Source organism: Ruegeria denitrificans (assembly GCF_001458295.1).
GTDB lineage: Bacteria > Pseudomonadota > Alphaproteobacteria > Rhodobacterales > Rhodobacteraceae > Ruegeria > Ruegeria denitrificans.
Genome location: NZ_CYUD01000021.1, coordinates 1 through 25,489 on the forward strand (window position 1 = coordinate 1; position 25,489 = coordinate 25,489).

Here is a 25,489-nt window from a genome sequence, read left to right on the forward strand (position 1 = left end):
CTCGTCAATATAGTCAGACCAGTTGTATACACGCACCTCTTCGGCAAAAGCCGCCTGCGCAAAAAGTGTCGCCGCCAAAATGGCAGCGCTGGAATTCAAATTCAGCATATATTCCTCCCATAAAAACTGATCGCCAAATGGCGGGTTTTCCGCACTTTTGATCAAAAATAGATTCGTTGCAACCTTTTCCTAAAAATTTGATAGTTTCAACGCGAGCAGTTAGGTTGCTTGGCTAAGACCGACGGAAGATAGGCAAGAAATGAACCACGTGAGCGATAAAAAACCCGAACACGAGACGATTTATGTTCGTGTTAAGGAGATGATACTTTTTGGAGAGTTTATACCGGGTCAACCGATTACAATTCTTGGTCTTTCAGAATCGATTGGTGCCGGTGTCACTCCGGTCCGTGAGGCAATTCGGCGTTTGACCGCCGAAGGTGCATTGCGCTCTTTAAAGAACCGCCGCGTTGAAGTGCCAGAAATGTCCGATCACCGATTGAGTCAGATTGAATTGGTTCGAATGTCTGTCGAACCCGCCTTGGCCACGATGGCGGCAGCAAATATTGATGATCGTGTGATTGCCGAATTAGAACAAATAGATACCCTTGTAGACAAGGCCATCGATAATGGCGATACGCGTGAGTATCTGGCAGCGAATTACCAATTCCACTTCACACTATATGAAGCGGCAGACGCATTGATATTGCAACGGATTGCGGAATCCCTTTGGCTTCAGGTTGGGCCATCTTTGCGGGTCGTATGCGGGCGATATGGAACTGCGAAGCTATTGGATCAGCATCGGGAGGCGACTCTGGCTTTGCGTGAGGGTGATACAGAGAAGGTTAAGAAGGCGATCGAAGAAGACATCCGACAGGGGCTAGCCTTAGTTCGGCAGACCCTTCGGGCTTAGGTTTATGCGACTATGGCCACTCTGATTTCAAAGTTGCGATTGACTAACTAAAAATTTTGATCAAAAGTTGTGGCAGAAAAATTGAATGCCTCGCGTCTTGAGGCATTGTGGAGGTTTTGATGAAAAAGGCGATCACATCTAGTTGGCAAGACGATCTGCCCGAAGAGTTTATCTCATTTGCCCAAGGTCGCCGGATCGAGGAGGTCGAGTGTATTGTCCCTGATCTGGTCGGTACCTCGCGTGGTAAGGCAATGCCGGCCGTGAAGTTCAAGCCATCCACAGATCTGGCACTTCCGGTTTCGCTGTTTTATCAGACGATCTCGGGCGAGTACGTTGATATGGAAATCGAAGGTCAGTGGCTCGAGCACGATATCGTCCTAAGGCCCGACATGAGCACGGCTTGCTCGATTCCGTGGTCAAGCGATCTGTCACTGCAAGTGATCTGTGACATGTTCAACCGAGACGGAACTCCGCTTGAAATCGCACCTCGTGAAGTTCTGCGACGAGTCGTCAATCTCTACCGTGAAAAAGGTTGGAAGCCCGTCGTCGCACCAGAATTAGAATTTTACCTGACCAAGCCTAACCATGACCCGAACGAAGCAATTGAGCCCCCGGTAGGTCGGACAGGGCGCAAGGGCGCCAGCCGGCAGGTCTATTCTATGGCTGCTGTGGACGAGTTTGGCGAGGTTATCGACACGATCTATGACTTTGCCGAAGCGCAGGGGTTGGAAATTGACACTGTCATCCAAGAGGGTGGTGCCGGCCAGATCGAAATCAACCTGATGCACGGCGATCCCTTGCGTCTTGCTGACCAGGTTTTCTACTTCAAGCGCACGATCCGCGAGGCCGCTCTGAAGAACGGCGTGTTCGCGACTTTCATGGCCAAGCCGATCCGGGACGAACCCGGTAGCGCAATGCACGTGCACCAAAGTATCGTGGATATCGAAACCGGTGAGAACATCTTTTCCAAGGAAGATGGAACAGAATCCGATCTGTTCCGGTGGTTTATTGGCGGGTCCCAAAAGTATCTGATGGAGGTTGTGCCTCTGCTTGCGCCTTATGTGAATTCCTATCGGAGGATAACGGTTGAAGGGCAGAGCGCTCCGGCGAACATTGAATGGGCATCGGATAACCGGACAACCGGCCTGAGAGTGCCGCATTCCGGGCCGTCCGCGCGTCGGCTGGAAAACCGCGTAACCGGTATGGATTGTAACCCATATATCGCAATAGCCGCGTCGCTGGCATGTGGTTTCCTAGGAATGATGAATAAGACCGAACCGCGGGCAGAAGCCAAAAAAGAAGTCTGGGACGCGGAATATCCGTTGCCCGCCAGTCTGCGCGAGGCCTTGGACGTCTTTGATGAAGCCAAGGAGATCCGTAATTTGTTGGGCGAAGAGTTCTGTTGCCTATACGCGGACATCAAGCGCGCCGAAAACGAAGAATATCAACGCGAAATCTCCCCCTGGGAACGCCAGCACCTATTGCTGAACGTCTGATTTGAGAGGCTAACATGACAACTGTAGCAAATCATCTGCCGACCACCGAATTGCAGGCCATTGACGCTGCTCACCACATGCACCCGTTCACAACGGGCAAGGAAATCAATGAAAATGGTGCCCGTATTATCACCAGCGCCAAGGGCGTTTGGCTGAAAGACAGCGAAGGCCAAGAGATTCTGGACGGTATGGCGGGCCTGTGGTGTGTCAATATCGGCTATGGCCGCCCAGAGATCGCCGATGTCGCCGCGCGTCAAATGCGGGAATTGCCATTCTACAATACGTTCTTTCAGACCTCACATGTGCCTGCTCTCATGCTGGCTAAGAAGTTGGCCGAGCTTGCTCCGGGCGACCTGAACCACGTGTTCTTTGCCAATGGCGGATCGGATGCCAACGACACCAATATTCGCATGGTGCGTACATACTGGGCAGAGAAGGATCAGCCCGAACGTGATGTGATTATCTCGCGCTGGAATGGCTACCACGGCTCGACCATCGGTGGTGCTTCGCTTGGCGGTATGAAAGGCATGCATGCGCAAGGCGGTCTGCCGATCCCGGGTATCGAGTTCATTGACGAACCGAACTGGTGGGCAGAAGGCGGCGACCAGACTCCGGAAGAGTTCGGTCTGGCGCGCGCGCGACAGCTGGAAGAGAAGATCAAGGAAATCGGACCGGAAAAGGTCGCAGCCTTTATTGGTGAGCCGATCCAAGGTGCGGGCGGCGTCATTATCCCGCCTGCGACTTACTGGCCTGAAATCCAGCGTATCTGTGACAAATACGGTATCCTGCTGATCGCGGATGAAGTGATTTGCGGGTTCGGTCGGACCGGAAACTGGTTCGGGTCGCAAACCATGGGCATCAAACCCGACATCATGACAGTGGCCAAGGGGCTTAGTGCGGGTTACGTGCCAATTGGCGCCTCGATCGTGTCGGACGAGATTGCCAAGGTTATCGGCGATACTGAATTCAATCACGGCTACACCTATTCCGGTCACCCGGTTGCTTGTGCTGTTGCTCTTGAAAACCTGCGTATTCTCGAAGAAGAAAATGTGCTGGAGCATGTGCGCAACGTGGCTGGCCCCCACCTCAAGAAGCGGTGGGAAGAGTTGGCGGAGCACCCGCTGGTCGGTGAAGCAAGGGTTGAAGGCCTGATGGGTTCCATTGCTCTGACGCCCGACAAGGCAACGCGCGCGCCATTTGCCGCTGATGCGGGAACCGTTGGCTATATTTGCCGCGAACGGTGTTTTGCGAACAATATCGTTATGCGCCACGTTGGAGACCGGATGGTTATCGCGCCGCCGCTGGTCATCACGTGCGAAGAGATCGATATCTTCGTGGATCGTGCCCGCAAATCGCTTGATGAATGCCTCGAGAAAATCCGCGCCGACGGTATTTTCAAAGCGGCCTGAAAAATAAGAGTTCCCAATGGATCTGCTGACTGCAAACGATCGTCAGGGTGAGTACCCTAATTCTTACTATGCAGACGTGGCTGAAACGCTTGCCCCGTTTCCAAAGGCGCAAGGTGCATTGGAATGCGACGTTTGCGTCGTAGGGGCAGGCTTTACCGGCCTGTCCGCTGCATATCATTTGGCACAGCGTGGATATGACGTGGTCGTGCTGGACGCACAACGCGTTGGGTTTGGCGCATCCGGTCGAAATGGCGGTCAAGTCAGCATGGGCCAGAGGGTCGAGCAGGACGGTCTGGAGAAAATGGTTGGTGAGGCTCACGCCCGCCAACTTTGGGATATCGGCGCCCAAGCGGTCGATCTGGTCCGTTCGTTGACCCAAAAACCAGAAGTTCGAGCTGAGTTCCATGATGGAGTGATCCACACGGTACACCGGGAGCGGTATCAGGCGCATAACGCTGAGTATGTCGAGCATATGTCCAGAAAATACGGGTACGATAAGATCCGTTTGCTGGACAAGGACGAATGCCGCCATCTGGTTAACTCGCCAGCCTACAATGGCGGAACCCTGGATATGGGGGCAGGGCATGTGGACCCGTTTGAGCTGGTGCTTGGTCTTGCCCGTCTGGCGGTGAACTCCGGGGCGCGGATTTTCGAGCAATCGAAAGTTGTTGAGGTCAAGGAAGGCGACCCTGCCACCGTGGTGACCGATGAAGCGACCATTAAGGCGCGATATGTGGTCATGGGGTGCAATGGGTACCTAGGCACCATGCACAAGCATGTGGCCCAGCGGGTCATGCCGATCAACAACTTCATCGTTTCCACGAAACCGCTTGGCCGCGAGGCTCAGGAAGAAATCATCCGCAACAACTATGCTGTGGCGGACAGCAAATTTGTGATCAACTATTTCCGTTTTTCGGACGATCACCGTCTTCTGTTCGGTGGAACAGAATCTTATGGCTACAAGTTTCCAGCTGACATAGCTGGCGCTGTGCGCAAGCCGATGGCCGAAATCTTCCCGCAGCTCAAAGATGTCGAAATCGATCATGCCTGGGGCGGGACGCTGGGGATCACTATGAACCGCATGCCCCACTACGAACGCATGTCTGGTAACATTCTGTCGCTCTCAGGATTCTCGGGTGCTGGCGTTGCCATGGGAACGTTGTCAGGGCAAATCGCTGCAGAAGCTATTGCCGGTCAGGCAGAGCGGTTTGATATCATGGCCAAGGTTCCCACAAAGACCTTCCCTGGCGGTCCGATGCTGCGCACACCTCTGCTGGTACTTGCAATGCTCTGGTTTAGTTTGCGCGACAAGCTGTGACGCTTTAGCCTGGGCATTAAGTCCCCAATAATGAACTATTCATGTAAATTCATCATAAGTGCGGGTCTACGCTCGCCTTTAAGTAACGTGGGTTAGACAGGTTGGTCCGCTCCTGACGCTGTACATCTGATCTACACGCTTGCTTGTTGTGCTAATTTGATTAATTGAGAATTCTGCGACAAAAGCTTGGCTTCAAATTTCTCGCTAGAAACATTGGGTTTTCGAATGAACTTCAAAAAGCTCATAATTGCTGAATTTGTTATCACAGAAGCAAGGTTATCGGCATAAACATAGTTGGGCAAATGCCCTTCAACTTTCAATTTTTGAATTAGAATCAAAAATTGATTATGCATCTGAGTCAGGCATTTTTCGTATTCTATTGCGAAATGGGTGTCAGGATGGCTAATAAATGCGGCAATTGCAAAGCGCCACATATCTTCTGTCAGGCCATGTTGGCGGCGAGAGAAATGGGCCAATAACAATTGATTGATGGCCGTTATTCCATCCGATAAAGGACCTTCAAGTATCAGACGCCCATTCTTGAAACCAAGCTCGAAATCTTGAATTAAAACAGCTAGTAGCAAGTCATTTTTGGTTTTGAAATAGCTGTAAAGCGTTCCCGGCGAAACTCCCGCTTCATGTGCGATTTCTTCAAGTTTCACCGATTCATAGCCACGAGATCCAAACAGCGACATCGCCGCTTTCATCATCTCTTCTCGTCGCAGTGCTTTTTGACGTTCACGTAGTCCAGTCATGTTCGAAACATATATGAAAATGAAGTCAACTACAATAATGAAGTGATCTCTTGATAGCCTGATGGCATTTTTGCTCAATCTTCGAAATTAGTCCCTTTTAGGGGTGGTCGAAGGTGAAACTAATTTATGCGAATAGAGCTATGCTCAAATAGTTTCAAGATGTTCCATGGTTTTAGGTTAATCGCCCAACGGATTCAACGCGCTGTAAGACATCAACTCGTCACTGTACCTAGGTGGTCAATTTGGTTGTGTGTGCGATTTAGGTAGCTAAACCTCTAGATTGCAGTGGTTTCCTAGAACATAAAAGGGTTTTCAAACTTCAACGTAGTGCCTTGCCAATGTCGAAATGATAATAGTTCCGCCATGTAACGACGAGGTTTTAACAGTCAAATGCTAGACTTATAATAAAGTAGTCCATTCTGATTATATTGAACCGAACATTCAGACAGCCAAAAACCTTTGAACTGAAGCACAAAAAAAGACTGGGCAGCATATGCCCAGTCCTTACTTGGCGTCACATTACTGTAGGCGCCTTAGTTGGCTTCAGGATATCTCACCCATGCAGAGATACTTGATCTCAAGGAAATCCTCGATCCCGTATTTCGAGCCTTCGCGACCCAGTCCGGATTGTTTGACGCCGCCAAAGGGCGCAACCTCGGTCGAGATCAGGCCAGTGTTGATACCCACCATGCCCGATTCAAGCCCCTCGGCCACACGCCAAACACGCGCCAGATCACGGCTATAGAAATACGAGGCCAGACCGAACTCACTGTCATTGGCCATGGCGACCACGTCGTCTTCATCTTCAAACTTGAACAGCGGTGCGACGGGGCCAAAGGTCTCATCCTTCGCCACCACCATGTCACGGGTCACACCGGTCAGGACGGTAGGTTCAAAAAATGTACCACCCAGATTCGAGCGTTTGCCACCCAGTGTGACGGTCGCGCCTTTCGACACTGCATCCGAAATGTGCTCTTCGACCTTGGCGACTGCCGCATCGTTGATCAGCGGCCCGGTGGTCACGCCATCGCCGAACCCGTCGCCGACGTTCAGGGCCTTGGTCCTTTCGGCCAGCTTTGCGGCGAACTCATCATAGACACCGGCCTGAACATAGATACGGTTAGCACAGACGCAAGTCTGGCCATTGTTGCGGAACTTGGCGATCATCGCGCCATCGACGGCTGCATCCACATCCGCGTCATCGAACACGATGAAGGGCGCATTGCCACCCAGTTCGAGCGACATTTTCTTGATGGTGCCTGACGCCTGGCGCATCAGGATCTGTCCCACCCGAGTCGACCCGGTGAAGGTAATCTTGGCAACTTTTTCGTTGGTGCACAGCTCGTTGCCAACACCAGAGCTGTCGGTGCCTGGGATAACGTTGAACACGCCAGCGGGGATGCCTGCGCGTTCGCCCAGTACAGCCATTGCCAGCGCCGAGAGCGGCGTCAGTGTCGCTGGGCGGGCCACAAAGGTACAGCCCACGGCCAGCGCCGGACCGACCTTGCGCGCGATCATGGCGTTGGGGAAGTTCCACGGGGTGATCGAGCCAACCACACCCACGGGCTGTTTCAGCACGACGATCCGTTTGTCGGGCTGATGGCCCGGAATGACGTCCCCGTAAACACGCTTGGCTTCTTCGGCGAACCACTCGATGAAGGATGCGCCATAGAGAATTTCCCCGCGCGCTTCAGCCCAGGGCTTACCCATCTCGGCGGTCAGGATCGTGGCAAGATCATCGGCGTTTGCGACCATCAGGTCGAACCATTTGCGCAGGATTGCCGCCCGCTCTTTGCCGGTTTTAGCCGCCCAGTCTTTCTTGGCTGAATAGGCCGCGTCGACGGTTTGCGCGGTGCCCTCGATGTTGACATCCGTCACATCGGCGATCAGATCACCCGTGGCGGGGTTGTAGACCGGAAAGGTCGCCTCACTCTCAATCCATTTGCCATTGATATAGGCGCGGGTTTCCAGAAGACCGGGGTCTTTCAGTTCCAGCTTGGTGATTTTGGTATCCAGCATAATCAAGCTCCTTTCGCGGCATCGATCGATGCTTCGAGAATGTCCATCGCCTCAGCGAAGATTTCATCTTGAACTGTCAGTGGCGCCAGGAAGCGGATCACATTTCCATAAACACCACATGTCAGCAGGATCAATCCACGCTTCAGCGCCTCGGCGCGCACGGCGTTGGCCATTTCCGGGTTCGGAGCGCTGCTATCAGCGGTGTTGAACTCGGTCGCGATCATGAAGCCCGGGCCACGGATATCCACAATCTCGGGCGTACGGGCACGGATCGATTCCAAGCGTTGTTTTAGACGCGAGCCCAGCTCATTGGCACGGCCACACAGATCTTCTTCCTCGATCACGTCCAAGACAGCGTGGGACGCTGCGATGCCCAGCGGGTTACCGCCATAGGTGCCGCCCAGACCGCCGGGGTGTGCCGCATCCATCAGGTCGGCACGCCCAGTGACCGCTGCCAGAGGCAAGCCGCCCGCCAGACCTTTGGCCATTGTGGTGATGTCTGCGGCAACGTCATAGGCGTCCATTGCGAACAGATTGCCGGTACGGGCGAAACCTGTCTGCACCTCATCAGCAATCAGCACGATCCCGTGTTCGTCACACAGGGCACGCAGGCCGCGCATCAGTTCTGCGGGTGCAGGATAAAAGCCGCCTTCGCCCTGAACCGGCTCGATGATAATCGCGGCAACGCGGCCAGGATCCAGATCAGCCTTGAACAGTTTGTTCAGCGCCCCCAGCGAATCCTCGGTCGACGTACCGTGCAGTTCAACAGGGAAGGGCACGTGATAAGTGTCGGGCATCATTGCGCCAAAGCCCGCTTTATAGGGTTGAACTTTGCCGGTCAGCGACATGCCCATGAACGTCCGACCATGGAAACCGCCGCCAAAGGCGATCACGGCGGGGCGGCCGGTGGCAGCGCGGGCGATCTTGACGGCGTTCTCAACTGCCTCGGCACCCGTTGTTACAAAAACGGTTTTCTTGGCGAAATCACCAGGAACCTTTTCGTTAAGGCGCTCGGCCAGGCGAATGTAATTCTCATAGGGCAGAACCTGATGGCAAGTGTGGGTGAAACTTGCAGCCTGCTTCTGCACCGCTTCCATTACTTTGGGGTGGCAATGTCCGGTGTTCACGACGGCAATGCCAGCGGCGAAATCGATATAGCGCTTACCCTCGACGTCCCAAACCTCGGAGTTCTTTGCGCGATCAACATAGACCTGCGTCTGCATCCCTACGCCCTGTGCGATCGAGGTGTTACGGCGTTCAGCAATCTGAGCGTTCAGCATCTTGCATCCTTTACGGTTGTCGGGCGCTGCGCCCGCGTGTTTGATCGCGCGACTGTAGAGGCTGTGAGGCCAAGCGAAAGCCTATTTCTTGTGAATCATAACTCATTGATTTACCGTTCCGGCGCAGAAAAGTGTTGCGGATATTGAACATGAAAAACGCCAATCACGATGACCTGACCCTTGGATTGCGCCTGCGTACCCTGCGCGAACGTGCGGGCCTGTCGCAGCGGGCGCTGGCCAAGAAATCGGAAGTTCCGAACTCAACTATCTCGCTGATCGAATCGGGCAAGATGAACCCCTCCGTCGGCGCTTTGCGGCGCATCCTACAGGGAATACCGATTGGTATGTCCGACTTTTTCTCTTTTGAGATCGAGACGGAACAGACTGTTTTTTATGCCGCCGAGGAGCTGACCGAGATCGGGAAGGGCGGGCTGTCACTCCGGCAGGTGGGATCGAACCTGCATGGGCGCGCGATGATGATCCTGCAGGAAACCTATGATCTGGGCGCCGATACAGGGCGCGTGATGTATGGGCATGAGGCCGAAGAGGGCGGTATCGTGATCTCGGGTCGGGTCGAGGTGACTGTGGGGGAACAGCGCAAAGTGCTGGGACCAGGGGATGCGTACTACTTTGACAGCCGCACGCCGCATCGGTTCCGGCAGATGGGTCCGGAAAAGTGCCGGATTGTCAGTGCCTGCACCCCGCCGACCTTCTGAGGTTCGTCGCACGGATTTCCAAGCACTATGATTCATAGTGTTGCAACATCACAAAATTTGATCCACAGTATGATGCATAGTGCGGGAGTTTCCCGCATATTCCTTTGGACAACTCCCGCCCTATTCGGAGATTTCGGATATGAAAAAGAAACCTGCCACCCTGCCGCGCGGATATCGCACTTGCACTGCATCGCTTGCGGTGGCCGACGTTCCGGCTGCCTTGCAATTCTATGAGAGTGCTTTTAACGCAAAGATTCAGGCCTATGATGCTGAGGAAGCCCCGAGCTTCGCAGCGATCAAGATTGGCAACTCGATGTTGTTCGTCACTGCTGGCTGGGGCGCGCACGTGCCTGTCGGTTCAGGAACAGTTACGCCGGTTGGTCATCACATGTATGTTGAAGATGTCGACATTGTTCTGTCGACCGCGTTGGAAAATGGAGCAAACCTAATTGCCGAAGCTAACGATACATATTGGGGCGAGCGTTGTGCCACAGTTGCTGATCCGTTCGGCCATATCTGGACGTTGGCAACGCGGTTGGAAAACCTCAAATCCGAAGATATCAGCGAGCGTCGCAAAGCACTGTTCGACGCAATTCAGGATCTGGACTCTGAAGCAGAGCTGGATACGCCAGATCAGACCGAGGCCGCGTAATCCCGTCCGTGGTTGAACAAAACATGGATCGTGAGGTACCGGAATAGGTGTGTTATTTTGATAGGCAAATCATGAACGTCACCCCTCTTCCTTCTTTCACGATCCGACAGAACGACCTGGCCATCCTGGCTGCTGAGAACCGCATTGGTGATTACCCGGTAGCCGTGCGTACCGCGCGCGAAGTGGTTAGCGGCGGTTTTGCCAACCAGGTGGCCCATCCCAACACCTGGATTGTCTACTTTCTGGTCGATGGCCAGTGGGCGCTGGTAGAATCGACGCGCGGGCTGCGGCGGGAATGGGCTAGCCTGGATCGGTTGGAGAAGTGGCTGCGCAGTTGCGGTTTTCGGTTCTTCTGGGTGCGCAACGATATCGACTTTACTGAGACGTTAGGCGAGGAAGAGACGGGATAACTGAAACTCTTGCGGCCAGTGGGCTTGCACGAATATGCGATTTTATGTTCCGATGAAGAATGCCGGATCAAACGGTGGTCGCAATCGGCAAGAAAATGAGAAGAAAAGAAAAATGACCCCTTTTGCGATAACCGGAATTCAGATGCATGTCGGCGCTTTGCAATCGAATGTCGAGGCGATGCTGCACCGGATCGACATCATGATGGCGCGATTCCCATGGACCCAGATGGCCCTGTTCAGTGAACTGGCACCCCATGGTCCGCTCGACCGGTTTGCCCAGCCCTTTCCCAATGACGACCTGTCACGCTTTCAGGATGCGGCGCGGCGCTATGGCATCTGGCTGATCCCCGGCTCGATGTTCGAAAAGCGCGAGGATGGACGCATCTTCAATACGTCCGTGGTGATCAACCCGGATGGTGAGATCGTCTCGAAATACTCCAAGATGTTTCCGTTCAAACCTTATGAACAGAACATCGCCTCGGGCACCGAGTTCTGCATCTTCGATGTTCCGGATGTGGGCCGGTTTGGCCTGTCGATCTGCTATGACATCTGGTTCCCTGAAACCACACGCCACCTGACCAGTCAGGGGGTTGAGGTTCTGCTGCACCCGGTTCTGACCGGCACTACCGACCGTGAGGCTGAGCTGTCGATTGCCAAGGCCACTGCCGCGCAGTTTCAGTGTTACGTGTTCGACGTAAACGGGTTGGCTGCCGGTGGCGTGGGCCGCTCGTTGGTGGTTGATCCGTCGGCCACCGTGCTGCACCAATCAGCCGGGCAAGAGGATATCTTCCCCATCGAAATCGATCTGGATCAGGTTCGCCGTCAGCGCGAGGTCGGGCTGAAAGGCCTGGGGCAGGTTCTCAAGAGCTTCCGTGACCGCGAGGCGGATTTCCCCGTTTATGACCGCACCAGCGGGGCGGATGCCTATCTGAACACGCTGGGCCCGCTGCGCATTCCGCAAAAAGGTGATGTCGCAGGGGTTGCGGCATCCGACCCCAGAACGGCGCTGGGATATAGCGAAAGCGCCGAAACGAAACCCGACAATCTTTATCTCTACAAAGGGCGCTCAGGCACAGACTGATCCCGAGGCAGCTTTTCGGTATCGGCAGAAAGGACACAGATTTCATGCACGGCATTTCCGATAGCGAAAAGCTCCACACCATCTCGGATTACTACAGCGCCTCTCAACTGAGGGCAGACCGATGGAGCGCGCTACGGGAAACAGCTGAGTCCCTGTATCGCGACGGCGGTGACAAATACCGCGCTCGGGCGCTTGAGTTGTTGCACGCACTGGCCCCGATCGAGATGTATTTCGCCTTTCCAGGGGCGTCGGCCTTCGACTATCTGCGGCGCTTGCTTGAGCATGGTAATTTCACAGATTTCTCGACAGCCGTGCGTCGGGTGTCCCGCGCGCTGACATCTGGCGCATATCGTCGCCGGTCGATCCCGCTGATTGCGGATGAGACCGAAGGCGATGAGTTCGAAGATGAGTCGACCCAAACCCATGAGGCGCGCGCGCTGGGGCGGCCGTATTTCGAGGTGATGATCGTCGATGATGTCAACGAACACCAAGAAAGGTTTCTGCAATCCAGCCTGCAACGGATGCGGCGCAGCGAAGACCCGTTCATTTATGAAACTGTTGTGGTTCCCAGCGTTGAGGATGCGCTGATCGGGGTTCTATTCAACCAGAATGTGCAAGCGGTGATCGTGCGCCCTGGGCTTGGCCTGAAATCCAAGAACGAATCCAATGTTCTGGGTCGGTATGTCAGCCTTTATGGCGAAGGCTCCGATCTTGACGCTCTGTCGCCCTCGGAATACGGCCCGGAAACCTGTCGCCGCATCGGCAAGCTGCGCCCAGAGCTGGATGCCTATCTGATCACCGACCGTTCCGCCGAGGATATCGCGGGCCTTGATCTGGGTCTGTGCCGGCGGGTGTTCTACAATCAGGAAGATTTTCTGGAGTTGCACCTCAACATTCTGCGCGGGGTGCAACGGCGTTTCAAAACTCCGTTCTTCACCGCACTCAAGGAATATTCCAAGCAACCGACCGGTGTGTTCCACGCCATGCCCATCAGCCGCGGCAAGTCCATCAGCCGCAGCCACTGGATTCAGGATATGGGGGCGTTTTATGGATCAAACATTTTCATGGCCGAAACTTCGGCCACTTCAGGCGGTCTGGATTCGCTTCTAGAGCCACGTGGTCCGATCAAGGAAGCACAAGAGGCCGCTGCCCGCGCCTTTGGGTCGAAACAGACGTTCTTTGCTACCAACGGCACTTCGACCTGCAACAAGATCGTCGTGCAGGCGTTGGTGCGCCCCGGCGATATCGTGTTGGTCGACCGAGACTGCCACAAGTCGCACCATTACGGGATGGTTCTGGCGGGGGCGAGCGTTGTCTATATGGACAGCTATCCGCTGCACGATTACTCGATGTACGGCGCGGTGCCGATCCGCGAAATAAAGCACAAGCTGCTTGCATTACGCGCCGCAGGTAAACTGGACCGGGTGCGGATGGTGTTGCTGACCAACTGCACATTTGACGGCATCGTTTATAACGTTCAGCGAGTGATACAGGAATGCCTGGCGATTAAGAAAGACCTTGTATTCCTGTGGGATGAGGCCTGGTTCGCCTACGCAAGGTTTGCGCCAAACTCGCGTGTACGTACTGCAATGCGGTCGGCCAATATTCTGCGCGAACAATTCCGTACGACAGAACATGCCGAGGCCTACGAGGCCCAACAGGCGGCTCTCGATGGCGCAGACGACGAGGTCTTGCTAAACACCCGCCTGATCGCGCCGCCTGATGCGCGGGTCCGAGTCTATGCAACTCAATCAACCCATAAGACGCTGACTTCATTGCGGCAGGGTTCGATGATCCACGTCAACGATCAACAGTTTAAGGGAGCAGTCGAAGAGGCGTTTCACGAGGCTTACATGACCCATACCTCCACCTCGCCCAACTATCAGATAATCGCTTCGTTGGATGTAGGCCGCAGACAGGTAGAGATCGAAGGATATGAATTCGTCCAGCGGCAGGTCGAAAGCGCCATGGCAATTCGCAGGGCGGTCACAACCCACCCTTTGCTGAGTAAGTATTTCAAGCTCGTCACGGCAGGCGACATGATTCCCGAGGAATATCGTGAAAGCGGCATGACCAGCTATTTCGACCCCGATCAGGGTTGGGCCGACGTCTGGGATTGCTGGGCCAAGGACGAGTTCGTTCTGGATGCCACCCGGATCACCCTGCATGTCGGCGCGACCGGCTGGGATGGCGATACGTTCAAGACCAAGATCCTGATGGACAAATACGGCATCCAGATCAACAAGACTTCACGTAATACCGTGCTGTTTATGACCAATATCGGCACCACGCGTAGCTCAGTCGCCTATCTGATCGAGGTGCTGGTCGAGATCGCCAAGGAACTGGACGATCTGATGGATGACGCGTCGAAGATGGAGAAACGGGCCTTTGACAAGCGCGTCAGCAACCTGATCGAACACGTCCCGCCTCTGCCCGATTTCAGTCGGTTCCACGATGCGTTCCGCTGTGAAGCAGGTACCGAAGCCGGTGACATCCGCACGGCGTTTTTCCTGTCATATGATGAAGACAATTGCGACTACGTCGAGCCCGACAAAGAAATGCTGGAACGGCTGGAGGCCGGAGAAGAGATGGTTTCGGCCACCTTCGTGATCCCCTATCCGCCGGGATTCCCAATTCTGGTGCCGGGGCAGGTGATCAGCCCCGAAATTCTGAAATTCATGCAGGAACTGGACGTGTCCGAGATCCACGGATTCCGCGCCGATCTGGGCCTGCGCATTTTTACCGAAGACGCTTTGAAATCAATCAAGAGCCCCTAAGGGGTCAGGGAGGACAACAAACATGCCAAAGAAGGTGCTCAAGAACATCTCGGAAATTCGTCGTTATTTCCACACCAACAAGGACCCGATCTATTTTGTGTCTGCGACCAATTTCAACCTGTTGGGGCTGGATGAATGGGTGATGAATTTCACCTATATCTGCTACATGGATTGCTTTGACGGGCGACATCCGAACGTGTTCGTACCCTCGGAAATGCCACATGATGAGTTTCAGTCGATTGAGGATATCAACAACTACCTGCTGCAGCACAAAGAGGTCATTGACCTGATCAAACGGCGCGGCGGCAAGCCGAAATTTGTCTTCCTGATGTTCGATGAGACCACCGAGAAGCTGGTCAAGGAATTGGGCGGACAGCTGTGGTTCCCCAAGGCCAAGCTGCGCACGAAATGCGACAACAAGATTGAAACCGTGCGCATCGGCAACAAGGCGGGCGTGCCCTCGGTGCCCAACACCTTGAGCGTCGTCAAAAGCTATGACCACCTGCGTAAGATCTGCGAAAAAGCCGGGTTAGGCCATGATCTGGTACTGCAATCGGCCTTTGGCGATAGTGGCCACACAACGTTTTTCATCAAGTCTGAAATCGATTTCAAAAAGCACGAACACGAGATCGTCGGCGAAGGCGAAATCAAGATCATGAAGCGGATTGACTGCCGTGGGGCAGCGATTGAGGCCTGTGCCACTTCGGAGGGAACAATAGTGGGCCCGCTGATGACCGAACTTGTGGGCTTCAAGGAACTCACCCCCTATCGCGGGGGCTGGTGCGGGAATGAAATTTTCTCGACCGCGTTCCCCCCGAAAGCCCGCGAGCAGGCGCGGCGACTGACCTTCGAGTTCGGTGAAGAGCTACGCAAATCCGGCTATCGTGGCTATTTCGAACTCGATTTCCTTATCGACAAGAAAACCGACGAGCTGTGGTTGGGCGAACTGAACCCCCGCATCACCGGTGCCAGTTCGATGACCAACCACGCAGCCTTTGCCCATGCGGACGCGCCGCTGTTCCTGTTTCATCTGCTGGAGTTTTCGAAAAAACCGTTCGATCTGGATGTTGAAGAGCTCAATGCCCGCTGGGCCGACCCGGACATGATCGACAGTTGGTCACAGATGGTTATCAAACACACCGATGACAGCGTTGATCGGATCACGCAGGCCCCGCAGTCGGGCATCTACAAGATGCTCGAGGATGGCCGTGTGGTGTTCGACCGGTTCGACTATCACCGCCGGGCGGTGGGAGAGAATGAGGCTTTCTTCCTACGCATCTCGAATGTCGGCGACTACCGCTATGAAGGTGCTGATCTGGGGATTCTGGTGACGCGCGGCCGGTCAATGACCAAGGGCTTCAAACTGACGGACAAGTCTAAGAAGTGGATACACGGCATCACGTCGGCCTATGCGGCCGAGCCTCTGCCCGCCGCCCAACCGATGGAAGACCCCGCGTTCAAAATCATGTAGAAAGCTCCATGGCGCTTGTATTTCGCTCAATCGACGAAGAACAGCCCGGCCCCAAGTTGGCCGGGCTGTTTGCCGAATACTGGCCCGCCTATCACAAGTGGTGGGCGCAAGAGGGGTATTCGGCCCGCCCCACCTATCGCGAATGCCTACGCGCGCTGCAAAAGCACATGCCCGAGATTCTGCCGCTTTATGAAGAGGTTGTCGAACTGGTCGGGGGCAGTGACAGTCAAGCGCGGTTTCTCAGCTTTTATTGCCCCCCGAAATACCTTTCGGGCTGCAGTCAGGCGGTATGGCGGGGCAAGACACCATTTCTGGTGCGCAACTACGACTATCATCCAAAAACCTTTGACGCCGCCGTGCTGAAAACCCACTGGGACGGACGTGGCGTGATTGGAATGAGCGATGGTGTGTTGGGTCTTCTCGACGGTATCAATGACTCAGGACTGACGGTTTCGCTTACCTTTGGCGGTAGGCGTGAAGTGGGCGACGGTTTCGGTGTGCCGCTGATCCTGCGCTATGTGCTGCAAACCTGCGAAACGACAGAGCAGGCGGTCGACTGCCTGTGCCGCATTCCCTGCCACATGAGCTATAACGTCACCCTTCTGGATGCGAAGTATAACTACAGCACGGTCTACCTTGCCCCCGACCGGCACCCACAAATCTCGAACGTGCCGGTGGCAACCAATCATCAGGGCCATGTCGAATGGTCCAAGCACGCACGTTTTACAGCGACTGTCGAGCGGGAGAGGTTTCTGTTAAACCGTCTCAATCAGCACCCTGAAAGTGAAAAGCGCTTCATCGACGCCTTTCTGCGCCCGCCGCTTTACTCCACGGCCTTCAACTCGGGCTTTGGCACGCTTTATACTGCTGTCTACCGGCCAGCAGCAAAGCAACTGCAACTAGTTTGGCCTGGGATGTGCTGGGACCTGTCGCTAGACAATTTTAAGGAAAGTGCACGCTATGTTCATTTGCCCACAAGAGAGCTGCATGCCGAGTTGTAGACTTGGTACATCGCCTCAAATTTGTAGGATTCAGGCGCAAACGCGAAATTCGCTCACTGACTTTGGCAAGGAACAAATAATGCGCAGTATCTAAGCTATTTGCTGTACCCCGAAAGTCAATTCGTCAACAATTCGACTGGCGCTAGGATCGAAATTTCGTGCGTAGCAAACCTGTTTCCGAAATTTGTGTGAAAAGGGGACAATCTTTCCAACAACGTGGCGAGTTCAGTAAGTGCAACAATGCTCTTTTGGAATGATTTGCATTGTTGGTCGTTGAGCCGTTTAGAATTAGGTTTCGGTTCCCATAGGCGCATAAAATATTAGCAATGACACGGATAATACTCTGGCGAAGGGTCAACGGTTGGGATCGCATGGCCGGCAACAGGACGAAGGTGTTCTGGTGATACGCACAATCGCTATGCCTGCAGACACAAATCCGTCTCGGAATATTTTGGTGGTTGGCTGATGTCGCAGATGGATCTTGCTGCCGGCAACATGGCAGGGCGTGTTTCGCAGGGCCGTGGACCTACAGTATCTGTAGAGGCTATGCAGTTTCTGCGCCCCATCAAAGTAGGTGACGAAGTTACACTATACGCTACATTGCGCAAAGTTGGACGAACCTCCATATGCGTTCATGTCGACGCCTGGGCGCGCCCGTGGTATTCAGACAAAGCCCAAAAGGTCACCGATGCTGACTTCGTTTTCGTTGCTCTGGACGTCAACGGCATTCCACGCCCTGTCTTTGAAAGCTCGTAACCAGTTTGGTCATGAAAGTTTGTATCCGCACATGTTCGATTATCGTCGCAGCCGACGAGGTCAGGCATTTGCTGCATCTGGATTTTTGGGGCACTGCTCAGATTCTAGACAAACGCCGATCATCTAATCAAAATATCTGATGCAAGTGTCGTTGCCTGGTAAGAAAGAAAGCTCCGAAATGGTCACATTAACTGGAAAAGTCGCTATTGTCACAGGTACATCTGCACCAGGAGGCATTGGTCGGGCTATCGCTTGGAGGCTGGCACAAGATGGCGCTGCTGTTGTGCTCACTGATATCGACGAACCTCTTGAAACGCCCGACGGAGCTATTGGTAAGGCGGAGTTGCTTGCTCTGGCGGTGAGTGAATTAAAGGCATCTGGCGGCACAGCAGCATATTTTATGGCGGACGTCACCAAGAAAGAAAATGTGCAGCGCTGCATTGAGTTTGCCAAAGCCCGATTTGGCGGGGTGGACATACTCGTTAACAATGCCGGATCTCTCGCCGGATCAGCCAACATACTTGATACGGAACCCAGTCAGTGGGAGGATAGTTTTCTGGTAAATCTGCTAGGTCCAACCATGTTGTCCAAAGCCGCAATTGTAGAAATGCGCAAGACCGGATCCGGATCGATAGTCAACATCGGATCGACCAAAAGCCTTGGGGCCGAAGCGGGGTTTGGCGCCTATACTTCGATGAAACATGGGCTGATTGGCCTTACCAAAACCATAGCCGCCGAATATGGCGTAGACGGAATTCGGTGCAACGCTGTTTGCCCAGGATACATCAATACTGAAATGCACATTCTGGCTAACAAAAAAATTGCTGCAAATCTGAACCTTTCAATCGAAGAAGTGAAGGAGCGCAGATACGCAAATGTCGCACTGCGGAGTGCCGGAGATCCTGAAGATGTAGCCAACGCTGTTGCTTTTCTGGCAGGGCCGGAGTCTGCTTACATTACAGGTGCCGTTTTGCCGGTTGCTGGTGGTGCGCCCATCGGGGTTTGACCGATGTGAACTTAGGGACAAAGCTCAGGACCTATAGATTTCCGCTAGGCTAATTGATTCACAACTCCCCAAAAGCATTGAACACATCTGATCTATTCTTCTGCGAAATACTGTTTGCGGATCGCACGGCGAATGTTCTTTACGACCTTCTCACCGTGGCTCGGGTTGGTTCTGGGTATGATGTTGCAACCAAGTTGGAATGTCACTTGTTTAGCAAAGCCTGACAGGGCGAGACTTCATATATCGTAGCTCTGGATGGCTTTGCGTTTTCTTTCCGCGAGTGTGTTCTAGCCATTGTTTCTGCGCCCGTTCTTGCGATGACCATTTCGATCGCATTCTAGTTTGACTGTGGTTTTGATCGGGCCTTTTTCCTGTTCTTCCTTAATATGGGCGAGGAAAGGGACATTCCTGAATTGTTCGCGGGTGACATTTTAACTTTGCTAGAAGTCTCAAGGGTTGTTGCGACGGTTCCCGCTATCTCAGCTTCATGAGTTCATCTCTGAATGCCTCGGTTGGAGTTTGCCATCCGAGGCACTTTCTCGGGGTTCCGTTCAGGCGGTGTGAGCGATACCTGAACCGCGACTCCTATTGCCTTTGAGGGAAGGGGACTCGACCCAATTTCTCCAGCATCTTTTGGCCGAACGCTTCGGCGGGTAATGAACATTATGTTAAAAAAGTCATCCATAGCTTGTTGATGCGTCTGCACTCCTTACAGATGTCCCGACCTGAAAATACTAAGGTCTCCGGTTCAGCTTAGAACCGGAGACCTCTGGTTTTGGAACAGACCTAAGTGATCGGCCTATAAAGTTTTCAGCTTATCTCAGGACCACAACACTGCAATTCGAGTGACGTACCACCCTTGCGGCCGTTGATCCCAATAACAGATCAGACAGTCCAGGTCGGTGCGATGAAACAACAACGCAGTCTGCCTTGTGCTTTTCCTGCCAGTTCAAGATCGTATTTGTCGTATGCCCGGACACCACATGGATATCGACATCCGATCCGAATTCTTCCGTCAAAGTGCCCGACAGTTCTTTGCTAGCTTTCTCAAACTGATCTTTGGGAAAGTATGAGACCATGTAAGAAGGAAGCTCTTCCATAATGGACAGAATCGAAATTCGACCACCTTCTGCCAACAGTTTGCGTGCTGCGTCAATGGATTCCGAATATTCCTTTTCATGCCCGGGTGCGACTGGAACAAGTATATGTTTGAACATTTGATATCCTCTATTTCAGCGCGTTAGGCAGCCAGGTGGCGATTTCCGGGAAGATGAAGATCAACGTCAGGCCGACAAACTGCAGAACAACGAAGGGACCAACCGAGTTGTAAACATCACCCATGCTCACGTCTTTGGGTAGAACACCCTTAATCCAGAACAGAACGAAACCGAACGGAGGGGTCAGATAGGCGATCTGGATGTTTACGATGAACAAGGCACCGAACCACAGTTTGTCGATCCCCAATTCGTCAATGATCGGGATGAATAGAGGGGTGCACAACAGGATGATGGCCCAGTCGTCCATTACCATACCCAGGATCAGGATGATCAGCATCATCATCAGCAAGATGCCAGTGCTACCGCCAGGCATGGACAGAACCAGATTGGTCAGTAGGTCCTGGCTGCCCAATGTGTTGAACACGTTGAGGTAAACGGTTGCGCCAATCAGGATCCACAGGCCCATTCCGCTGAGCTTCACTGTCGAAACCAGGGATTCAACCAGAACGGCCTTGGTCAGCTTGCCATAGATAAAGTTGATGACGAAAGCACCTGCAGCACCAAAGGCAGCAGCCTCGGCCGGTGTTGCGATACCACCCCAGATAACACCCAGCACGATCACAATCAAAAGCGCGAATGGCCAGATGCTCAGAACGGCGCTGAGTTTCTCTCCTGCAGTGAATTTCTCATCCGACGGCAGGGCGGGCCCGAGTTCCGGCTGAAATTGGCAACGAACACCAATGTAGATGGTGTAGAAGAGTGCTAGCATAAGTCCCGGCATCAGACCGGCCATAAACAGGTCGCCAATGGAGACTTTTGCCAAAAGACCGTAGAAAATGAACGGCACGCTTGGCGGGATCAAAGCGCCTAGGGCGCCACCTGCCGCGATACACCCGATGGCGATCCTACGGTCGTAATTATATCGCATCATGGATGGGTATGCGATCTGCCCCATGGTCGTGGTTGCGGGCGGCGTGATGCCGGTAATGGCCGCAAAAACTGTACAAACCTGAACCGTACCCATCGCCAATCCACCGGGAATGTGTCCAATCAGCTTATAGACAGCGTCATAGGCGGCCTCGGCTATTCCGGAAAATCGTATCAGGGACCCCATGAAAAGGAAGAGCGGCACTGTCACCAGGATCGAGCTCCATGGAGTCGAATAGAAGGCACTTGGCACTGACAAAAGTGCGCGGGGTTCTATGATCAGTGCGAACAATACTGCTGTACCGCCAAGGCCAAATGAGACCGGCAAACCCATGAAAAGAATGGCGAATAGCACTATGAAGTACAGCGCTGTGATAAGTTCAAGGCTCATTTTTTGTCTTTCCTTAGCACGTGGCAGCCTGAGAACGTCGGCATATGCGCGGTTCCAAATGCCGTATTGATGGCGGCATTGTCTGGGGGACCACTGGCTTGGTTTACAAGCCAGTGGAATTTTTTTGCGTCATGTCTGACGAATTAAAGGGGGATTAGTTCCCTGCGGCTTTATCTTCGAGATACTTCTTGTAGATCTCGACGCCTTTGGCGTTCCCCTTAGACGCGGCAGCAACTTGCGGCCAAACTTCTGCGATGGATTTTTCACGCATTCTTGCCACTTCTTCGTCGCTCAACGTGATCACTTCGCCACCGGCATCGCGCAGGATTTGCAGTGCTTCTTCAACACCATCCGCATGCATTTGGCTGGTTTGGAAGTACGTTTCTTCAAAAATCCCGTCGATTTGCTCGCGCTGCCAGTCTGTCAGGGCGTTCCAGCTTTGCAGGTTGATGAAGATTTCCTGGTGCTGTGCAGGGTTCCAACCGGGCATGATCGCGTAGTCGATCACTTCCTGGAAGGACATGTCGTCAATCCCGCCGGTATCCCAGTAGGTGCCTTCGATCGTTCCCAGCTTGATGGCGGTATAGATTTCACCACCGTTCATGGAAACCGGAGCACCGCCCATGGTCGAGTGGAAGATCGCCTGAGGACCACCTGCACGCATTTTGTGCCCTTCCAGGTCTTCCATTTTTTCGACCCGGAATTTGGTGAACATTGCGTTCGGACCCTGGTTGGTCCAGCCAGCCCAGTGCAGGTTACGTGCATGTGCTGCTTCCTGAACGATATCGCCAACGCGATAGTCAGGGTTGCCCCACATTACTTCCCATGCTTCCTCGGTGTTATTGGCACCCATCGCCATGCCGAAAGCCAGCATGCCTTCCGGCATGTCACCGCCATAGACAGAACCCCAACCGGCATAGCCATCGGTTTGGCCCGCAGCTGCGGCCGCAAAGGCTTCGGCACCGCTCACCAGCGCACCGGCAGGCTCGACACGGATTTTAACCGTTCCTTGGGTCGCTTCTTCGACAGCTTCGACCCATGGGATCAGACCGTTGTCCCAACCGGCGTCCGTTTGGTCAAATGCCGGTTGGAAAACCCATTCGGTAACCTCATCCGGCGGGCCGTCCGCAGCGAAAGCAACGCTTGCGCTGGTGGCAAGAGCACCGGCCCAAAAGGCTGTCTTTATGGATTTTTCTAGTTTCATTTGTATCCTCCTTGTTTGTAGAGATGATTTTTTGATTTGAACTTGTTCAGATAAGGACGTGACCGAAGTCCGGCTTACGCCTCATCTGGTTCGCCGCCGAAGATTGTTTGCAAGTCCACAAGCAGCTTCTTGATGACGATCAGCAGAACAAAGAATCCGGCGAGAGGGATTGCAAACTTGATGGGATAGATCGGAATCGGAACCGAGGTTGGCGTCCACTGATTGAGCATCAGAGAAAGCTGGCCCGCCTCGTACCCTTTCCAGATCAGAGTGACCAGAAAGAGGATTGCGATGGGCGCCGTCAGAACGTCCAGAATGGCTTTCTTGCGGGTCGTTGCATTTGCATAGAAAAGATCGAGCTTCACAAAGCTGTCATGCTGAAGCGAATAGATCCCGCCCACACATGCCAAGAGCACCATAGCGGCTTGCAAAGTGGTGCCGATCCATTGCGACGGATTGTTGAGCAGGTAGCGCATGAAAACGTCTGAGACGCCAAACGCCATACAATACAAAATCAAAAACCATCCGATCCAACCCGCGAATTCGGATATGGCCCTTGTAAGAGCGTCAAGTCCTCGCATCAGCACGCTGTGTCCTCCCCGTGAAAATGCCTATTTTGAACAAGGTGCTGCAACGATTCCACAGGCCCCGCTCTGTTCTCCCTGAAGGAATATGATGCGTTCCATACGAGAGTAGGCGCAACCCCTCATTTCGCAGAAGGCTTGCATCGTCCCCCTTGCGTCAAGTTAAGATTATGCAGGCCAATAAGCGAAAGGCACAGATCGGTGAAAATATGGGCACAGATCAGTGCAATGTTTACCGTATTGTAAAATAATGATAATTATCAATTACGAGTTAGAATCAAGCGGGTAATTTTAGTGTAGATGGGAACAGTTAGCGCTAGTCTGGCGAACATCGATTCAAAGGATCGTCCCTGCGGTGGTTCTTCGGCGTCTTGATGCGTTCTAAAGATGAGATTCAGAAAAAGACCAGGATGCAGCACAGATTTTGCATAGCCACGTGTCAACAATTTTACGCAATCTTTGGGATCAGCTTCGTGTGAAAAATTTGCCAGAATATGATATGGCGCCTCAGCATCTCAGTGCGAGAGTTCTAATGACAGTCGCTCAATCCAAGCATTGGGTCAGAGATCTTTACCGTCGGTAAAATTGAATTTAGCGCCCGTACGAATCCCGGATGACCATCTGGATGTCATGGTTTTGAGCCGGGTATTGAATCGCACTCCTTCCATGCCGTGGATGTGATGATCGCCGAACAAGGACCGCTTCCACCCTCCGAAGGAATGATAAGCGACCGGAACCGGGATTGGCACGTTTACTCCGACTATACCTGTGCGCGCTCGCGCCCAGAAATCACGCGCAGCGTCGCCTTCGCGGGTAAAAATCGCCGTACCGTTTCCAAATTCATGATCGTTTATCAGACCAACTGCGTCTTCATAACTGGCGACACGCACCACTGAAAGCACAGGCCCAAAGATTTCATCTTTGTAAATGGGCATATCCGCCGTCACATGGTCGAATAGGCATCCGCCGATGAAATAACCGTCTTCGTATCCTTGCAAAGTGATGTCGCGCCCATCGACGACAAGTTCGGCTCCCATATCAAGGCCCTGTTCTATGTAGGTATGGATACGATCATAGCTTTGTTTGCTGATCACCGGACCAAGCTCTGAGGACGGGTCAGTAAACGGGGCAACCTTCATGGCCCGCACTCTGGGTACAAGAGCTTCGATCAGGCGATTTGCAGTGTCTTCACCAACGGGCACGGCAACCGACATAGCCATACATCGTTCGCCGGCTGAGCCAATAAGCGCGTCCGTTACCCGGTCCAAATCCGCATCCGGCATGACCACCAGATGATTCTTTGCGCCGCATAGCGCCTGAACACGTTTTCCGTTCGTTGAGCCTCGTGCGTATATATGTTGGCCAATTGCTGTTGAGCCGACAAAGCTGATTGCTTCGACTTGTGGATGGTTCAAAAGGGCGTCCGCAGCGACTTTGTCGCCGTTCACAACATTGAAAACCCCGGGTGGCAGTCCCGCCTGCGCAAACAACTCTGCAATGCGCATTACCACGGATGGATCTTTTTCCGAGGGCTTCAGGACAAATGTGTTCCCGCAGGCAATGGCAACCGGATACATCCACAGCGGGATCATTGCAGGAAAATTGAACGGCGTTATCCCTGCGACTACTCCTAACGGCTGTCTGACGGAAAAACTGGCTACTTCTTCTGCATCAATTTCTGAATGCTCATTTTTCAGAAGCTGAGGAATGCCACAAGCAAATTCCACGACCTCAATGCCGCGTGCAATCTCAGCTTTTGCATCCGGCAGAGATTTTCCGTGCTCCGACGACAGCAACTCTGCCAACTCATCGGTATGTTTTGTTAAAAGGTCGCGAAACTCGAACATGATCGTTGCGCGGCTGGCAGGCGGGGTGGCAGCCCAGGCCGGGGCCGCCAGCGCAGCAGTCTTAACGATGGTGTCCACGTCTTCTATGGATGCCAATGCAGCCTTTCCCGTTACGGCCCCGGTCGCTGGGTTTCTGATTTCGGAAATTCTGTTGCTTACACCTGGCCAAAATTCGTTTGAAACAAAATGCCCCAGAATAATCATCAGCCACCTCCTGATTTTCAACCTGACGGACCTGTGGGCAAGGTGATTCAAAACAAAA

Annotated in this window: 21 protein-coding genes; 13 read left to right on the forward strand and 8 right to left on the reverse strand. The window is 53.4% G+C overall.

The genetic code is table 11. The annotated features are described in order from the left end of the window. Positions 1–259: 259 nt before the first annotated feature. From RUE5091_RS21030 to RUE5091_RS21045, 4 genes are all read left to right on the forward strand, one after another. Positions 260–910 carry a GntR family transcriptional regulator gene (locus tag RUE5091_RS21030; protein WP_058283909.1) on the forward strand — a complete coding sequence of 217 codons (651 nt, stop codon included), beginning with the start codon at positions 260–262 and terminating at the stop codon, positions 908–910. Positions 911–1,029: 119 nt separating this feature from the next. Beyond that, on the forward strand, positions 1,030–2,406 hold the full coding sequence (locus RUE5091_RS21035) for a glutamine synthetase family protein (RefSeq protein WP_058283910.1): 1,377 nt from the start codon (positions 1,030–1,032) through the stop codon (positions 2,404–2,406). A 14-nt stretch (positions 2,407–2,420) separates the two neighbouring features. Continuing rightward, entirely contained in the window at positions 2,421–3,815 is a 1,395-nt protein-coding gene (locus RUE5091_RS21040) for an aspartate aminotransferase family protein (RefSeq protein WP_058283911.1), read from the forward strand. A 16-nt stretch (positions 3,816–3,831) separates the two neighbouring features. Continuing rightward, positions 3,832–5,133 carry an NAD(P)/FAD-dependent oxidoreductase gene (locus tag RUE5091_RS21045; protein WP_058283912.1) on the forward strand — a complete coding sequence of 434 codons (1,302 nt, stop codon included), beginning with the start codon at positions 3,832–3,834 and terminating at the stop codon, positions 5,131–5,133. 131 nt (positions 5,134–5,264) lie between these two features. Here the strand turns inward: RUE5091_RS21045 and RUE5091_RS21050 are convergent, their stop codons facing one another. From RUE5091_RS21050 to RUE5091_RS21060, 3 genes are all read right to left on the reverse strand, one after another. Next, positions 5,265–5,888, reverse strand: a complete 624-nt coding sequence (locus RUE5091_RS21050; protein ID WP_058283913.1) for a TetR/AcrR family transcriptional regulator — start codon at positions 5,886–5,888, stop codon at positions 5,265–5,267. A gap of 543 nt (positions 5,889–6,431) precedes the next feature. Next, the gene (locus RUE5091_RS21055) at positions 6,432–7,907 is read right to left on the reverse strand and encodes an NAD-dependent succinate-semialdehyde dehydrogenase (protein WP_058283914.1); all 1,476 of its coding nucleotides are present in this window, start codon (positions 7,905–7,907) and stop codon (positions 6,432–6,434) included. A gap of 2 nt (positions 7,908–7,909) precedes the next feature. Next, positions 7,910–9,187, reverse strand: coding sequence for a 4-aminobutyrate--2-oxoglutarate transaminase (locus tag RUE5091_RS21060; protein ID WP_058283915.1), 1,278 nt, complete (start codon positions 9,185–9,187; stop codon positions 7,910–7,912). A 149-nt stretch (positions 9,188–9,336) separates the two neighbouring features. Between RUE5091_RS21060 and RUE5091_RS21065 the strand changes: the two genes are divergently transcribed. The 9 genes from RUE5091_RS21065 to RUE5091_RS21105 all read left to right on the forward strand — a co-directional run bounded on the left by RUE5091_RS21065 (position 9,337) and on the right by RUE5091_RS21105 (position 19,057). After that, entirely contained in the window at positions 9,337–9,903 is a 567-nt protein-coding gene (locus RUE5091_RS21065; protein WP_058283916.1) for a cupin domain-containing protein, read from the forward strand. A 139-nt stretch (positions 9,904–10,042) separates the two neighbouring features. Next, a complete protein-coding gene (locus tag RUE5091_RS21070) occupies positions 10,043–10,555 on the forward strand; it encodes a VOC family protein (RefSeq protein WP_058283917.1) in 513 nt (170 codons plus the stop codon). 71 nt (positions 10,556–10,626) lie between these two features. Further along, entirely contained in the window at positions 10,627–10,965 is a 339-nt protein-coding gene (locus tag RUE5091_RS21075; protein ID WP_082643770.1) for a hypothetical protein, read from the forward strand. A gap of 112 nt (positions 10,966–11,077) precedes the next feature. Then, positions 11,078–12,046, forward strand: coding sequence for a carbon-nitrogen hydrolase family protein (locus tag RUE5091_RS21080; protein WP_058283951.1), 969 nt, complete (start codon positions 11,078–11,080; stop codon positions 12,044–12,046). A gap of 44 nt (positions 12,047–12,090) precedes the next feature. Next, positions 12,091–14,823: an aminotransferase class I/II-fold pyridoxal phosphate-dependent enzyme gene (locus RUE5091_RS21085; RefSeq protein WP_058283918.1), complete on the forward strand. Its 2,733-nt coding sequence runs from the start codon at positions 12,091–12,093 to the stop codon at positions 14,821–14,823. 22 nt (positions 14,824–14,845) lie between these two features. Beyond that, positions 14,846–16,294 (forward strand): biotin carboxylase, encoded by a 1,449-nt coding sequence (locus tag RUE5091_RS21090; protein ID WP_058283919.1) that lies wholly within the window; start codon positions 14,846–14,848, stop codon positions 16,292–16,294. An 8-nt stretch (positions 16,295–16,302) separates the two neighbouring features. After that, positions 16,303–17,295, forward strand: a complete 993-nt coding sequence (locus RUE5091_RS21095; RefSeq protein WP_058283920.1) for a C45 family autoproteolytic acyltransferase/hydrolase — start codon at positions 16,303–16,305, stop codon at positions 17,293–17,295. Positions 17,296–17,760: 465 nt separating this feature from the next. Continuing rightward, complete coding sequence (locus RUE5091_RS21100; RefSeq protein WP_243470848.1) at positions 17,761–18,051, forward strand: acyl-CoA thioesterase; 291 nt, start codon at positions 17,761–17,763, stop codon at positions 18,049–18,051. Between the two features lie 139 nt (positions 18,052–18,190). Then, on the forward strand, positions 18,191–19,057 hold the full coding sequence (locus RUE5091_RS21105; RefSeq protein ID WP_058283921.1) for an SDR family NAD(P)-dependent oxidoreductase: 867 nt from the start codon (positions 18,191–18,193) through the stop codon (positions 19,055–19,057). Between the two features lie 815 nt (positions 19,058–19,872). Here the strand turns inward: RUE5091_RS21105 and RUE5091_RS21110 are convergent. The 5 genes from RUE5091_RS21110 to RUE5091_RS21130 all read right to left on the reverse strand — a co-directional run bounded on the left by RUE5091_RS21110 (position 19,873) and on the right by RUE5091_RS21130 (position 25,431). Further along, positions 19,873–20,274 (reverse strand): universal stress protein, encoded by a 402-nt coding sequence (locus RUE5091_RS21110; RefSeq protein WP_058283922.1) that lies wholly within the window; start codon positions 20,272–20,274, stop codon positions 19,873–19,875. A gap of 10 nt (positions 20,275–20,284) precedes the next feature. Next, the gene (locus RUE5091_RS21115; protein WP_058283923.1) at positions 20,285–21,592 is read right to left on the reverse strand and encodes a TRAP transporter large permease; all 1,308 of its coding nucleotides are present in this window, start codon (positions 21,590–21,592) and stop codon (positions 20,285–20,287) included. Between the two features lie 154 nt (positions 21,593–21,746). Beyond that, the gene (locus RUE5091_RS21120; RefSeq protein ID WP_058283924.1) at positions 21,747–22,796 is read right to left on the reverse strand and encodes a TRAP transporter substrate-binding protein; all 1,050 of its coding nucleotides are present in this window, start codon (positions 22,794–22,796) and stop codon (positions 21,747–21,749) included. 74 nt (positions 22,797–22,870) lie between these two features. Next, positions 22,871–23,377: a TRAP transporter small permease subunit gene (locus tag RUE5091_RS21125; RefSeq protein WP_058283925.1), complete on the reverse strand. Its 507-nt coding sequence runs from the start codon at positions 23,375–23,377 to the stop codon at positions 22,871–22,873. Positions 23,378–23,940: 563 nt separating this feature from the next. After that, a complete protein-coding gene (locus RUE5091_RS21130) occupies positions 23,941–25,431 on the reverse strand; it encodes a CoA-acylating methylmalonate-semialdehyde dehydrogenase (protein ID WP_058283926.1) in 1,491 nt (496 codons plus the stop codon). Positions 25,432–25,489: the final 58 nt, after the last annotated feature.

What these genes read in the sequence shown, in the direction of transcription:
- RUE5091_RS21030 (WP_058283909.1), top strand. Translation starts at nt 260, where the DNA reads ATGAACCACGTGAGCGATAAAAAACCCGAACACGAGACGATTTATGTT.
- RUE5091_RS21035 (WP_058283910.1), top strand. Translation starts at nt 1,030, where the DNA reads ATGAAAAAGGCGATCACATCTAGTTGGCAAGACGATCTGCCCGAAGAG.
- RUE5091_RS21040 (WP_058283911.1), top strand. Translation starts at nt 2,421, where the DNA reads ATGACAACTGTAGCAAATCATCTGCCGACCACCGAATTGCAGGCCATT.
- RUE5091_RS21045 (WP_058283912.1), top strand. Translation starts at nt 3,832, where the DNA reads ATGGATCTGCTGACTGCAAACGATCGTCAGGGTGAGTACCCTAATTCT.
- RUE5091_RS21050 (WP_058283913.1), bottom strand. Translation starts at nt 5,888, where the DNA reads ATGACTGGACTACGTGAACGTCAAAAAGCACTGCGACGAGAAGAGATG.
- RUE5091_RS21055 (WP_058283914.1), bottom strand. Translation starts at nt 7,907, where the DNA reads ATGCTGGATACCAAAATCACCAAGCTGGAACTGAAAGACCCCGGTCTT.
- RUE5091_RS21060 (WP_058283915.1), bottom strand. Translation starts at nt 9,187, where the DNA reads ATGCTGAACGCTCAGATTGCTGAACGCCGTAACACCTCGATCGCACAG.
- RUE5091_RS21065 (WP_058283916.1), top strand. Translation starts at nt 9,337, where the DNA reads ATGAAAAACGCCAATCACGATGACCTGACCCTTGGATTGCGCCTGCGT.
- RUE5091_RS21070 (WP_058283917.1), top strand. Translation starts at nt 10,043, where the DNA reads ATGAAAAAGAAACCTGCCACCCTGCCGCGCGGATATCGCACTTGCACT.
- RUE5091_RS21075 (WP_082643770.1), top strand. Translation starts at nt 10,627, where the DNA reads ATGAACGTCACCCCTCTTCCTTCTTTCACGATCCGACAGAACGACCTG.
- RUE5091_RS21080 (WP_058283951.1), top strand. Translation starts at nt 11,078, where the DNA reads ATGACCCCTTTTGCGATAACCGGAATTCAGATGCATGTCGGCGCTTTG.
- RUE5091_RS21085 (WP_058283918.1), top strand. Translation starts at nt 12,091, where the DNA reads ATGCACGGCATTTCCGATAGCGAAAAGCTCCACACCATCTCGGATTAC.
- RUE5091_RS21090 (WP_058283919.1), top strand. Translation starts at nt 14,846, where the DNA reads ATGCCAAAGAAGGTGCTCAAGAACATCTCGGAAATTCGTCGTTATTTC.
- RUE5091_RS21095 (WP_058283920.1), top strand. Translation starts at nt 16,303, where the DNA reads ATGGCGCTTGTATTTCGCTCAATCGACGAAGAACAGCCCGGCCCCAAG.
- RUE5091_RS21100 (WP_243470848.1), top strand. Translation starts at nt 17,761, where the DNA reads ATGTCGCAGATGGATCTTGCTGCCGGCAACATGGCAGGGCGTGTTTCG.
- RUE5091_RS21105 (WP_058283921.1), top strand. Translation starts at nt 18,191, where the DNA reads ATGCAAGTGTCGTTGCCTGGTAAGAAAGAAAGCTCCGAAATGGTCACA.
- RUE5091_RS21110 (WP_058283922.1), bottom strand. Translation starts at nt 20,274, where the DNA reads ATGTTCAAACATATACTTGTTCCAGTCGCACCCGGGCATGAAAAGGAA.
- RUE5091_RS21115 (WP_058283923.1), bottom strand. Translation starts at nt 21,592, where the DNA reads ATGAGCCTTGAACTTATCACAGCGCTGTACTTCATAGTGCTATTCGCC.
- RUE5091_RS21120 (WP_058283924.1), bottom strand. Translation starts at nt 22,796, where the DNA reads ATGAAACTAGAAAAATCCATAAAGACAGCCTTTTGGGCCGGTGCTCTT.
- RUE5091_RS21125 (WP_058283925.1), bottom strand. Translation starts at nt 23,377, where the DNA reads ATGCGAGGACTTGACGCTCTTACAAGGGCCATATCCGAATTCGCGGGT.
- RUE5091_RS21130 (WP_058283926.1), bottom strand. Translation starts at nt 25,431, where the DNA reads ATGATTATTCTGGGGCATTTTGTTTCAAACGAATTTTGGCCAGGTGTA.